At 69.9% G+C, this 12,249-nt stretch carries 12 protein-coding genes; 8 read left to right on the forward strand and 4 right to left on the reverse strand.

Translation table 11 applies throughout. The features are described from left to right. Window positions 1-205 precede the first annotated feature (205 nt). From MM440_RS08915 to ispF, 3 genes are all read left to right on the forward strand, one after another. Window positions 206-688 (forward strand): CarD family transcriptional regulator, encoded by a 483-nt coding sequence (locus MM440_RS08915; protein WP_241443972.1) that lies wholly within the window; start codon window positions 206-208, stop codon window positions 686-688. A gap of 81 nt (window positions 689-769) precedes the next feature. Next, complete coding sequence (gene ispD / locus MM440_RS08920) at window positions 770-1,483, forward strand: 2-C-methyl-D-erythritol 4-phosphate cytidylyltransferase (RefSeq protein ID WP_241443973.1); 714 nt, start codon at window positions 770-772, stop codon at window positions 1,481-1,483. Further along, window positions 1,480-1,992, forward strand: coding sequence for a 2-C-methyl-D-erythritol 2,4-cyclodiphosphate synthase (ispF, locus tag MM440_RS08925; protein WP_241443974.1), 513 nt, complete (start codon window positions 1,480-1,482; stop codon window positions 1,990-1,992). The genes ispD and ispF overlap by 4 nt, the downstream gene beginning before the upstream one ends. A gap of 15 nt (window positions 1,993-2,007) precedes the next feature. Here ispF and MM440_RS08930 read toward each other — a convergent pair whose 3' ends face one another. Both MM440_RS08930 and MM440_RS08935 read right to left on the reverse strand, forming a co-directional pair. Beyond that, window positions 2,008-2,376 carry a hypothetical protein gene (locus MM440_RS08930; protein ID WP_241443975.1) on the reverse strand — a complete coding sequence of 123 codons (369 nt, stop codon included), beginning with the start codon at window positions 2,374-2,376 and terminating at the stop codon, window positions 2,008-2,010. Then, the gene (locus MM440_RS08935) at window positions 2,373-2,783 is read right to left on the reverse strand and encodes a TetR/AcrR family transcriptional regulator (RefSeq protein WP_241443976.1); all 411 of its coding nucleotides are present in this window, start codon (window positions 2,781-2,783) and stop codon (window positions 2,373-2,375) included. The genes MM440_RS08930 and MM440_RS08935 overlap by 4 nt, the downstream gene beginning before the upstream one ends. A gap of 76 nt (window positions 2,784-2,859) precedes the next feature. Between MM440_RS08935 and cysS the strand changes: the two genes are divergently transcribed. Beyond that, complete coding sequence (gene cysS / locus MM440_RS08940; RefSeq protein ID WP_241443977.1) at window positions 2,860-4,305, forward strand: cysteine--tRNA ligase; 1,446 nt, start codon at window positions 2,860-2,862, stop codon at window positions 4,303-4,305. A 14-nt stretch (window positions 4,306-4,319) separates the two neighbouring features. Next, complete coding sequence (gene rlmB / locus MM440_RS08945) at window positions 4,320-5,345, forward strand: 23S rRNA (guanosine(2251)-2'-O)-methyltransferase RlmB (RefSeq protein ID WP_241443978.1); 1,026 nt, start codon at window positions 4,320-4,322, stop codon at window positions 5,343-5,345. A gap of 36 nt (window positions 5,346-5,381) precedes the next feature. Here the strand turns inward: rlmB and MM440_RS08950 are convergent, their stop codons facing one another. After that, a complete protein-coding gene (locus MM440_RS08950) occupies window positions 5,382-6,758 on the reverse strand; it encodes a DUF4032 domain-containing protein (RefSeq protein ID WP_241443979.1) in 1,377 nt (458 codons plus the stop codon). Between the two features lie 82 nt (window positions 6,759-6,840). After that, window positions 6,841-7,920, reverse strand: a complete 1,080-nt coding sequence (locus MM440_RS08955) for an ABC transporter ATP-binding protein (RefSeq protein WP_241443980.1) — start codon at window positions 7,918-7,920, stop codon at window positions 6,841-6,843. Between the two features lie 362 nt (window positions 7,921-8,282). On the opposite strand from MM440_RS08955, the gene MM440_RS08960 reads away from it, so the two are divergent. The 3 genes from MM440_RS08960 (at window position 8,283) to MM440_RS08970 (ending at window position 12,194) form a co-directional block, all read left to right on the forward strand. Further along, window positions 8,283-9,608: a sugar ABC transporter substrate-binding protein gene (locus tag MM440_RS08960; RefSeq protein WP_241443981.1), complete on the forward strand. Its 1,326-nt coding sequence runs from the start codon at window positions 8,283-8,285 to the stop codon at window positions 9,606-9,608. A 112-nt stretch (window positions 9,609-9,720) separates the two neighbouring features. Beyond that, window positions 9,721-11,262: an ABC transporter permease subunit gene (locus tag MM440_RS08965; RefSeq protein ID WP_241443982.1), complete on the forward strand. Its 1,542-nt coding sequence runs from the start codon at window positions 9,721-9,723 to the stop codon at window positions 11,260-11,262. Beyond that, window positions 11,262-12,194: a sugar ABC transporter permease gene (locus MM440_RS08970; protein ID WP_420914146.1), complete on the forward strand. Its 933-nt coding sequence runs from the start codon at window positions 11,262-11,264 to the stop codon at window positions 12,192-12,194. Before MM440_RS08965 ends, MM440_RS08970 begins: the two co-directional genes overlap by 1 nt. The last annotated feature ends 55 nt before the right edge of the window (window positions 12,195-12,249 follow it).

Genomic DNA, 12,249 nt, shown 5'->3' on the forward strand with positions numbered 1-12,249 from the left:
AGGGGCGCGCCCGAACGCGCCGGACGGCCCCCGACCGGGCCTGGCTGCGGCACACCGACCGGCGTTTGTCAATCCCCGACGTCGTCCCAAGTTTGTCCGCCACCGCGGGATGGCAAGGCTCTGACCTGCGCAAATGCGAATGACCGGGGTGTGCGCTGCACGAACGGCGTGGTATCCTGGTAGTCGCGAAAGGGGTCACATCTTCATGGTTTTCAAAGTCGGAGAGACGGTCGTCTACCCTCACCACGGCGCAGCACTCATCGAGGAGATCAACACCCGCACGATCAAGGGCGTTGACAAGCTCTACCTCAAGCTCAAGGTCGCTCAGGGGGACCTGACGATCGAGGTGCCCGCCGAGAACTGCGACCTCGTCGGAGTCCGCGACGTCGTCGGTCAGGAAGGCCTGGACCGGGTGTTCGAGGTCCTGCGGGCCGAGTACACCGAGGAGCCCACCAACTGGTCGCGCCGCTACAAGGCCAACCTCGAGAAGCTCGCCTCGGGCGACGTCATCAAGGTCGCCGAGGTCGTGCGTGACCTGTGGCGCCGCGACAAGGATCGCGGCCTGTCCGCGGGTGAGAAGCGGATGCTCGCCAAGGCCCGCCAGATCCTCGTGTCCGAGCTCGCGCTCGCCGAGAAGACCGACGAGTCCAACGCCGAGACCATCCTCGACGAGGTCCTGGCTTCCTGACTCGGCCCGCCGTCCAGGCGCTATCGACACCCGCTGCTGCCCCCGTCACCTTCCGGTGCCGGGGGCAGTAGCGTGTCCACCGTGAGCGTCGCCGTCGTCATCGTGGCCGCCGGGCTCGGCACCCGGCTCGGTCACCCCGTGCCCAAGGCCTTCGTCGAGGTCGGTGGCCGCTCCCTGCTCGCCCACGCCGTAGACCGGGTGGTCCAGGTCCCGGGCGTCGACCAGGTCGTCGTGGTGGTGCCGGACGCGTTCGTCGAGGACACCTGGGCGCTGCTCGACACCCCGTTGCTCACCGTGGTGAGCGGTGGCGCGGACCGCACCGCCTCGGTCGCGGCCGGCCTCTCGGTGCTGGTCGAGCACGTCGACGTCGTCCTCGTGCACGACGCGGCACGGTGCTTCACCCCGCCGGACGTGTTCGAGGCTGTGGTCGCGGCCGTGCGCTCCGGGGACGTCGCCGTCGTGCCCGGTCTGCCGGTGATCGACACGGTCAAGGAGGTCGACGCCGACGGTCTCGTGCGGCGCACCCCGGCGCGCGCGTCGCTGCGGGCGGTGCAGACGCCGCAGGGCTTCGACCGCGTCACGCTGGACCGGGCGCACGCGAGCGGCACGAGCGCGACCGACGACGCCGCGCTGATCGAGGCCCTCGGTCTGCCGGTGCGGGTCGTGCCGGGCTCGGACCTCGCGTTCAAGGTGACCACCCCCGACGACCTCGACCGGGCGCACGCCGTCCTCACCACCAGCACGACCACCACCAGCACGACCACCACCAGCACGACCAGCAGGAGCGCGCGATGACCCCCGACAGCACCATCCCGGCCGTCCACCCGCTGCCGCGCGTCGGCATCGGCGTCGACGTGCACGCCTTCGCGGCGCCCGAGTCCGCCCGCGAGCTGTGGGTCGCCGGCCTGCTCTGGCCGGGCGAGGTGGGCCTGGCGGGGCACTCCGACGCCGACGTCGCCGCCCACGCCGCGTGCGACGCGCTCTTCTCGGCGGCCGGCATCGGCGACCTCGGTGCGCACTTCGGCACCGGTCGCCCCGAGCTGGCCGGCGCCCCGGGCACCACCCTGCTCGCGGAGGCGGCGCGGCTGGTGCGCGAGGCGGGCTACGACATTGGGAACGTGTCGGTGCAGGTCATCGGCAACCGACCGAAGGTCGGCACCCGGCGCGCCGAGGCCGAGCAGGCGCTCTCGCAGGCCTGCGGTGCCCCCGTCGCGGTCAGTGGCACCACGACCGACGGCCTCGGCCTCACCGGCCGGGGCGAGGGCGCGGCCGCCATCGCGACCGCGCTCGTGCTGGCCCGCTGACTCAACGCAGCCGAGTCACGACCGGCGGGCGCCGACGACCGCGTTGATGGTGGCCGCGACCTGCTGCGGGTCGTCGACGGTGATCACGACCTTGTCGTAGCGCTGCGAGGGGTCGAGCGTGATGACGATCGCGCGCTCGTAGCCCGAGATGTTCCAGAACTGCCGACCCCCGTCGGCGTGGAAGGTGCCGGCGAGCTTGCCCGGCAGCCCAAGGCCTGGACCGCGCCAGCCCTTGGGCTCGTCGCGCATCCCGGGGTCGAAGGTCGCGCCCCGCACGTGGGCGAGCGGCAGCTTCAGCCGTCGGGTGAACGACCACAGCTTGTCCAGGCCGACGGGCTCGATCACCAGGGTGTCGCCGGTGATGCTGACGCGGTTGTTGCTCATGACTGCTCCTTGGTGGTTGGTGGCTTGGTGGTTGATGGCTGCCCACTGCTCGGTAGACCGGCCCGCGCCAGCAGGCGGTCGCCGAGCTGTGCTGCGGTGACGTGGTGGTCGGTGACGACGCGCCCGAGCAGGTCCCGGACGGGTGCGTCGGTGGGGGCGAGCTCGAGCAGGGCCACGAGCAGCACGTCGAGCCGCTCGGTGGCGACCGTCTCGGGCTGCGCCGCCGCGTCGAGCACCCGCAGGAACAGGCCGTGCTTGCTGCCGAACACGCCGTAGAGGCTGCCCCGGTGCACGCCGGTCGCCGCCACGAGGTCGTCCACCGACGTCGCGGCGTAGCCGCGCTCGCGGAAGACCGTCGTCGCAGCGGCCACCGCGTCCTGCTCGTCGAACCCTCTCGGTCTGCCCATGCGTTTGAGAATACTTGTTCAAGAACGAGCGGTCAAGAACAACTCGACGCGATGATCGGTCCCGTAAACTGGGCAGGTGAGCCTCCATCTCTTCGACTCTGCCTCCCGCGAGCTGCGCGAGTTCCACCCGCTCCACGAGGGCAAGGTCGGGATCTACATCTGTGGGCTCACCACCCAGGGGGCGCCCCACATCGGTCACGTGCGCTTCGCCGTGGCGTTCGACATCCTGCGCCGCTGGCTGGTCCGCGGCCACGGCTACGACGTCACGCTGGTGCGCAACGTCACCGACATCGACGACAAGATCCTGCGCAAGTCCGCGGAGGCCGACCGCGAGTGGTGGGCGTGGAGCTACGAGCACGAGCGGGCCACCAGCGAGGCGCTCGACCTGCTCGGCGTGCTGCCGGCGACCTACGAGCCGCGCGCGACCGGGCACATCACCGAGATGGTCACCCTCATGGACACCCTCGTCGAGAAGGGGCACGCCTACCGGGCCGCCGACGACAGCGGCGACGTCTACTTCGACGTGCGGTCCTTCCCCGAGTACGGCTCGCTCACCCACCAGTCGATCGACGACATGGAGGCGGCCGAGGACGCGGACCCGCGGGGCAAGCGCGACCCGCGAGACTTCGCCCTCTGGAAGGGGTGGAAGACGGGGGAGCCGCTGACGGCGTCCTGGCCGACGCCCTACGGCACCGGCCGGCCGGGCTGGCACCTCGAGTGCTCGGCGATGGCGCGCAAGTATCTCGGTGACACCTTCGACATCCACGGTGGCGGCGTCGACCTGCGCTTCCCGCACCACGAGAACGAGCAGGCCCAGTCGCACGCTGCGGGGCTCGGCTTCGCGCGCTATTGGATGCACAACGCCTGGGTGACCGTGCAGGGCGAGAAGATGAGCAAGTCGCTCGGCAACTCCCTGGTCGTCACCGAGATCGCCAGGACGACCCGCCCGCTGGCGCTGCGCTACTACCTCGGCGCCGCGCACTACCGCTCCACCATCGAGTTCCACCCCGGCTCGCTCGCCGAGGCCGAGGCCGCGGTCGAGCGGATCGAGGGCTTCCTGCGCCGGGTCGTCGACTCCGACCAGGTCGCGGACGTGCTCGCCGAGGCCGCCACCGTAGACCTCCCCGAGGCCTTCGTGACCGCGATGGACGATGACCTGGGCGTGTCCGGGGCGCTGGCCGCCGTGCACGACACCGTCCGGGCGGGCAACACCGCCCTCGACGACGGTGACAAGGCGCTCGCCCGCACGCTCGCGCTGCAGGTCGTCGCCATGACCGACGTGCTCGGCGTCAACCCGCTCGACCCGCACTGGAGCGCCGCTCCGTCCGGCGGGGGTGCCGACCCCACCCAGGCCGCGCTGGAGGCGCTCGTCGAGGCTCAGCTCGAGCAGCGCGCCGCCGCGCGTGCCAGCCGTGACTTCACCACCGCCGACGCCATCCGCGACCTGCTCACCCGAGCCGGCGTGAGCGTCGAGGACTCCCCGAGCGGGGCGCGCTGGTCGCTCGCCCGTCGCTCCGACTGATCCGAGAGGCAACCATGCCAGGCAACTCCCAGCGCCGCGGCGCGATCCGCAAGTCCCGCAAGGGCCCCACCGTCGGCAGCGGCGGCAACCGGCGCCGCTCCCTCGAGGGCAAGGGCCCCACGCCCAAGGCCGAGGAGCGGCCCAACCACAAGGCCTACAAGGCCGCCCAGCGGGCTGCGCGCGACGCGGGCCAGGGTGGTCAGGCCGGCCGCAGCGGCGGTCGCACCGGCCAGGGTGGTCAAGGCGGTCGTGGTGGCCACGGCGGCCACGGCGGCGGCCGCAAGCGCCCGACCAGCGAGATCGTCGCCGGCCGCAACTCGGTGCTCGAGGCCCTGCGGGCCGAGATCCCGGCGGCCACGCTCTACGTCGCGAGCCGGATCGACTCCGACGACCGGGTCCGCGAGGCGCTCAAGATCGCGGGCGACCGCGGCATCGCCCAGCTCGAGACCCCGCGCGCCGAGCTGGACCGGCTCACCGACGGCGCCGTGCACCAGGGGCTGGCGCTGCAGGTGCCGCCCTACGACTACGTCGACCCGCGTGACCTGGTCGACCCGCAGACCCCCGGCATCCCGCTGGTCGTGGCGCTCGACGGCATCACCGACCCGCGCAACCTCGGCGCGATCATCCGCTCGGTCGCGGCGTTCGGCGGCCACGGCGTCGTCGTGCCCGAGCGGCGGTCGGTCGCCATGACCGCTGCCGCGTGGAAGACCTCGGCCGGCGCGGCCGCGCGCATCCCGGTGGCCCGGTGCACGAACCTCACCCGCACCCTCGAGGACTACCGCAAGCAGGGCTACTTCGTCATCGGCCTCGACATGGACGGAGACGTCGAGCTGCCCGCGCTCGAGCTGGCCGGCGAGCCCCTCGTGGTCGTCGTCGGCTCGGAGGGCAAGGGCCTGTCCCGCCTGGTGCGCGAGACGTGCGACCAGATCGTCTCGATCCCGATGTCGTCGGCCGTCGAGTCGCTCAACGCCGGGCTCGCGACCGGGGTCACGCTCTACGAGATCGCGCGGCAGCGCTCAGAGGCCGGCGTCCGCCGCTGAGGCTGCCCGTCGCTGCCGATCCCTGCAGGCGCGCAGCTAGTCGCGGGTCCGCCAGTCGGGGTTCCAGTCGTTGAGCACCCACGCGCTGTCGTCGTCGTCGGCGGTCCACTCCTCGCCGGTCGCCTCGACCGGGTTGCCGTCCTGGTCCAGCTCGACCTCGTCGAAGTCGTCGTCGCTGAACATCTCGGTGAGGTCCAGCTCCTGGGTGTCCGCGTCGACGACGGTCTGCTCGTCGGCCCGCGAAGGCAGGATGGTCTGGGTGTAGTCGCGCACGGCGTCCTCGATCGGGATGTCGTGCCCGAGCCGCTCGCTGAGATACCACCGGTGCTCCAGCACCTCGTGGAACAGCTCCGCGGGCTCCAGCTTGCGGATCAGCGACGGGTGCGCGGTGCGCGTCACCGGCAGGTAGATCTGGTTGAGCCACTGGTTGGCGACGATCGCCTCGTCCTCGCCCTGGGCGTTGATGCTGGCGCGGAACGAGTCCAGGTCGTTGAGCAGGCGCCGGGCCTGGCCCTCGCCGACGTCGAGCCCGGTGAGGCGCAGCAGCCGACGCGAGTGGTGGCCGGCGTCGACGACCTTGGGCTGTATCAGGATGCGTGACCCGTCCAGGTCGGTGGTGAGCGACAGCTCGCCCACGTCGAAGCCGAGGTCGTTGAGTCGCCGGATCCGCTCGTCCACCCGCCAGCGCTCGCCGGTGTCGTAGGTCTCGGTCTCGGTGAGGGCCGACCACAGCGCGGCGTAGCGGCTCATGATGTGCACGGCGATCTCGAGCGGGTCCTGCCCGGGCGGCAGCAACCCGCCCGCCTCCAGGTCGAGCAGCTCGCCGGCGATGTTGATGCGGGCGATCTCCAGGTCGTGCTCGCGCTGGCCGTCGGACAGCTGGTCCCGCAGCTCGCCGGTCTCGGCGTCCACCAGGTAGGCCGCGAACTCCCCGGCGTCGCGGCGGAACAGCGTGTTGGACAGCGACACGTCGCCCCACCAGAAGCCCTGCAGGTGCAGGCGCACGAGCAGCACCGCGAGCGCGTCGATCAGCCGGCGGGCGGTGTCCTGGCGCAGCGCCTGGCTGAACAGCGCGCGGAACGGCAGGGAGTACTGCAGGTGGTAGGTCAGCAATGCGCCGTCGAGCGGGTTCCCCTGGTCGTCGGTGCGGCCGGACACGATCCCGAACGGCTGCACGCACGGGATGTCCAGGCGGCCGAGCGCCCGCAGCAGGTGGTACTCGCGGTAGGCGATGTCGTCCTTGATCTCCTTGACGGCGATCACGCCCTGGGAGGTCCGCACGAACCGCACGGTGTGCCGCGAGATGCCCCGGGGAAGCACGGCGAGCAGGTCCTCGGGCCAGTCCTCGAGCGGGGTCGACCAGGGCAGGTCGTAGATGTCGGCCGCCGGCCGAATGGTGGTGATCTGCAGCACCTGCCCATCGTGGCAGATCTCGCGCACAGGCGACGGGCGGCCACCCCGTGGGGTGACCGCCCGTCGTGCGTGCGAGTGGCGCTCAGTCGCCGAGGCGGCGACCGGTCTCCTTGCTGAACAGGTGGACGTGGTCGTGGTTCGGGGCCAGGTAGACCGTCTGGCCCTTCTCCGGGGGACGGCGACCGTCGACGCGCGCGATGATCGCGGCGGAGCCGTGCGCGGCGTCGGTGGTGCCGTAGATGTAGGCGTCGGCGCCGAGCTCCTCGACGACGTCGACCACGACCGGCAGGCCGTCGTTCTGCTCGTTGACGGTGAGGTCCTCGGGACGGACACCGAGCGTGATGGTCGAGCCACCCTCGTTGAGCGTGTCGCGCGGGACCGGGGTCACGTGCGAGCCGAGCTTGACGCCACCGTCGACGACCGGCACGTCGAACAGGTTCATGGCCGGGGAGCCGATGAAGCCGGCGACGAAGACGTTGTCGGGGTGGTCGTACATGCGGCGCGGGCTGTCGCACTGCTGGAGCAGGCCGTCCTTGAGGACCGCGACGCGGTCACCCATCGTCATGGCCTCGACCTGGTCGTGCGTGACGTAGACCGTGGTGACCCCGAGGCGGCGCTGCAGCGACGCGATCTGGGTGCGGGTCTGGACACGCAGCTTGGCGTCGAGGTTCGACAGCGGCTCGTCCATCAGGAAGACCTGCGGGTTGCGCACGATGGCGCGGCCCATGGCGACGCGCTGGCGCTGGCCACCGGAGAGGGCCTTCGGCTTGCGCTCGAGGTACTGGGTGAGGTCGAGGATCTTGGCGGCCTCTTCGACGCGCTTCTGGATCTCGGACTTGTTGACGCCGGCGATCTTCAGGGCGAAGCCCATGTTGTCGGCGACGGACATGTGCGGGTAGAGCGCGTAGTTCTGGAAGACCATCGCGACGTCGCGGTCCTTGGGGGACAGGTTGGTGACGTCCTTGTCGCCGATCCAGATCTTGCCGCCGTTGACCTCCTCGAGGCCGGCCAGCATGCGCAGCGAGGTCGACTTGCCACAGCCGGACGGGCCGACCAGGACCAGGAACTCGCCGTCGGCGATGTCGATGTTGAGCTTGTCGACCGAGGGCTTCTCAGCGCCGGGGTAGACACGGGTGGCGTTGTCGTACTTGACGGTAGCCATGGGTGATGAACTCCTTCACCGGCAGGAACGTGCCGGACGATCCGTTGTAAAGGCGGATATGAGATGCCGGCCGGGTCGTCGAGGCACGTGTGGGCACCGTCGCCGCACCGGAGTAGCCCTTGCAGTATGCCTGAGCGCGCGGGCCGTGCCTACCCCTGACGCGATGTGAATCTGATCGATCAAAGATCACGCGTGGTGAGCGCCGGCAGCGCAGGATCAGCAAGGTCAGCAAGGTCACGGTTTGATAACTCCGACCACCCCGCAGTACTGCAAGATCTTGCAGTGGCGGTACCTTCGGTGCAAGTCGTTACGGCTCCGCTCGAGCCGCTGACGACGACCTGTCACACATCAAGGGAGATGACATGCACAAGCGTGCGTTCGGAGCGGTCGCGGCCATCGGTGCGACCACCCTGCTCATGACCGCCTGCGGCGGTACCACCACCCCGGCTCAGACCTCGGGCAGCACCCCCACCTCGACGAGCACCAGCACCGCGGCGGCCCCGGCCACGACCTCCGCCACCGCGGCGCCGACCCGCGACGCCAACGCCGACCTGGTGATCTGGTGCGACTCGACCCACGGGCCGGCCGTCACCGCCATCGCGAAGAAGTTCGCCGACGCGCAGGGCCTCAACGTCCAGGTCCAGACCACGCCGGACGACAAGACCCGCCAGCAGTACCAGGACGCCACGAAGGTCGGCAAGGGTCCGGACATCGTCGTCGGCGCGCACGACTGGCTCGGCGAGTTCGTCCAGAACGGCGTGGCGGCCCCGGTCCAGCTGGACGCGGCCACCGCCGCCAAGTTCCAGCCGAGCGCCACCGCGGCCACCAAGTTCAACGGCCAGAACTACGGCGTCCCCTACGCCATCGAGAACATCGGCCTGATCTACAACAAGGACGTCATCTCGACCCCGCCGAAGACGCTCGACGAGCTGATCAGCATGGGCCAGGCCGCCGTCAAGGCCGGCAAGGCCAAGCAGGTCCTGTCGATGAACGTCGGCAAGCAGGGCAACCCGTACATGGCCTACCCCTTCTTCTCCGCCTTCGGCGGTGGCGTGTTCGGCACCAAGGCCAACGGCGACTACGACCCCAACCAGGTCATCATCAACAACGCCGGCTCGGTCAAGGGTGGCGAGCTGCTGGCCAAGCTCGGCAAGGAGAAGATCCTGTCGACGAACGTCGACGGCACCAACGTCGCGCAGCTGTTCACCTCCAAGGCCGCGCCGTTCCTCATCGGTGGCCCCTGGGACATCGAGCCGGCCAAGAAGGCCAACATCAACTACGGCATTGCCAACCTGCCCACCGTCGCCGGTGGCGGCGCCATGCAGCCGTTCCTCGGCGTGCAGATGTTCTACCTGTCGTCCAAGGCGAAGAACGCCCCGCTCGCGCAGGAGTTCCTCACCGCGTTCGTGCCGACCGACGACGTGCAGATCGCCCTCTACGAGGGTGGCCAGCGCCCGCCGGCCCTCAAGACCGCCTACGACAAGGTCGCCGCGCAGACGCCCGACATCAAGGCGTGGTTCGAGGCCGGCAAGGGTGGCAAGCCGATGCCGAACATCCCGGCGATGAACGCCGTCTGGACGCCGTGGGGCCAGGCCGAGGCCGACCTCATCTCGGGTGCGGCCACCGACCCGAAGGCCCGCCTCGACGCGGCTGCCAAGGAGATCAAGGCCGCCATCGCGAAGGGCTGACGCGCACCGCATCGTCGGCACGTCACCTGCACGTCGTCTCCGTCCGGGGGTGCGGCCCGCGCCCAGCGGGTCGCACCGCCGGTCCATGCCCCGGCTCTCCCGAAGGACTCCCATGAACAAGTCGATCTACGTTGCCCTCAAGTGGGTGCTCATCGTGGTGGCGCTGGTCTTCGTCTTCTGGCTCGCGGCGCAGCTCGCGATGCAGGGCGCCTGGCTCGCCGTCACGCTCACGGCCTTCGTCGGGCTGTGCATCCTGCTCATCTACTCCACCAAGCGCGCCGTCCCGATGAAGTACCTCTTCCCGGGCATCCTCGCGCTCCTCGGCCTGCAGATCTGGCCGATGCTGCTGACCATCTCCATCGCGTTCACCAACTACGGCAACGGCCACCTCGGCACCCAGGAGGAGGCGCGCAACCAGATCGTCGCCAACTCCGTGCAGGAGGTGCCCGGCTCGCCGCGCTACAAGGCGTCGGTCGCCGTGAAGTCCGGTCAGCCCAAGGCGACCGGCCCGCTCAAGCTGCTGCTGACCTCGCCGGAGGGCAAGACCTACGTCGGTGACCCGAAGGAGGGCCTGAGCGAGCTGCCCGAGGGGGACGTCACCAAGTCCACCATCGGCAAGATCACCGCGGCCAAGGGCTACGACGTGCTGAACGCGCGCGAGATCAACGCGCGCGGCAAGGACCTCGGCGAGCTGGCCGTGCCCACCGACGACGGGGGCGGCATCAAGATGGTGGGCCTGTCGGAGGCTTTCGTCGGCAAGGCGACGGTGACCTACGACGCGGCCAAGGACACGCTCTACTCGGAGGTGACGAAGAAGACCTACGCCCCGAAGAACGCGTTCTACACCGCGACCGACGGCAGCGGCGACACCTTCTCCCAGGGCTGGCGGGAGAACGTCGGCCTGGCGAACTTCAAGACGATCTTCACCGACCCGACGTTCCGCAGCGGGTTCTTCAAGATCTTCGTCTGGAACGTCGTGTTCGCTCTCGGCACCGTGCTGCTGACGTTCATCCTCGGCATGCTGATCGCACTGCTGTTCAACCACCCTCGACTCAAGGGCAAGGGCATCTACCGGTCGCTGCTGATCCTGCCCTACGCGATCCCGGCGTTCGTGACCGCGCTGCTGTGGAAGGGCATGTTCAACCAGGACTACGGGCTGATCAACCAGACGCTGCACCTCGGCACCGACTGGCTCGGCAACCCGTGGGCCGCCAAGGCCGCCGTGCTCATCACGAACCTGTGGCTCGGCTTCCCCTACATGTTCCTCGTGTGCACCGGTGCGCTGCAGTCGATCCCGGGCGACGTCCAGGAGGCCGCGCGCATCGACGGGGCGAACGCCATGCAGACGCTGCGCAAGATCACCATGCCGTTGCTGCTGGTCGCCGTCGGGCCGCTGCTCATCGCGTCCTACGGCTTCAACTTCAACAACTTCTCGCTGATCTACCTGCTGACCGAGGGCGGTCCGTTCACCGGTGGCAACGCCACGATCGGTGACACCGACCTGCTGATCACGCTGGCCTACCGGCTCGCCTTCTCGGGCGCGAACCCGAGCTACGGCCTCGCGTCGGCCGTCTCCATCGTCATCTTCGCCCTGGTCGCGATCATGAGCCTGCCCGGCTTCCGCGCCACCAAAGCCCTCGAGGAGATCAACTGATGTCCATCCCTGGAACCGGCGCTCCCGCACCCGTCCCCGTCACCCCGGACGCCCCGCAGCAGCTCACCGAGTCCCGAGCCGGCGGTGCCGGCGGCGGGAGCATGTGGTGGCGGCACGCGCTCGGGATCCTCGCCCTCGTCTGGGCGCTCTTCCCGATCATGTTCCTGCTGTCCGCGGCGCTCAACCCGTCCGGCCAGCTGAACTCCTCGTCGTTGTTCCCCACCGACTTCTCGATGGCGAACTTCCAGTCCCTGAGCCAGGATCCGGGCCGGCCCTACTGGACCTGGTACAAGAACTCGCTGGTGATCTGCCTGTCTGGGGCGCTGCTGTCGATGTTCATCGCCTCGCTCGCGGCGTACGCGTTCTCCCGGCTCCGGTTCGCCGGGCGCCGGCCCGGACTGCTCGCCCTGCTGCTGCTGCAGCTGTTCCCGGCGGTGCTCGCGCTCGTCGCGATGTACATCACCTTCTCGCGCATCGGCGACGTGCTGCCGGCCTTCGGCCTCAACACCACGATGGGTCTGATCCTCGCCTACATGGGCGGCGCGATGGGGTCCAACGTGTGGCTGCTCAAGGGCTACTTCGACACCATCCCCAAGGAGATGGACGAGGCGGCGATCGTCGACGGGGCGAGCCACGCGCGGATCTTCTTCACCATGACGCTGCGCCTGGTCGGTCCGATCCTCGTGACGGTGTTCATGCTCGGATTCGTCGGCCTGTTCAGCGAGTTCATGCTCGCGAGCGTGTTCCTCACCGACGTCGACCAGCAGACCCTGGGCGTCGGCCTGTGGGGTCTGTCGCGCGGCATCGACGCCAACCAGCGGTTTGGCTTCTTCGCCGCCGGGTCGCTGCTCTGCTCGCTGCCGGTGATGATCCTGTATCTCGCCTTCCAGAAGCAGCTCGTCGGCGGCCTCACCCAGGGCTCGGTCAAGTAGCCCACCCGCCCACCCACCGGGCCGGCGGGGAGCCTCGGCTCCCCGCCGGCCCGGT

Source organism: Arsenicicoccus piscis (assembly GCF_022568835.1).
Lineage (GTDB): Bacteria > Actinomycetota > Actinomycetes > Actinomycetales > Dermatophilaceae > Arsenicicoccus > Arsenicicoccus piscis.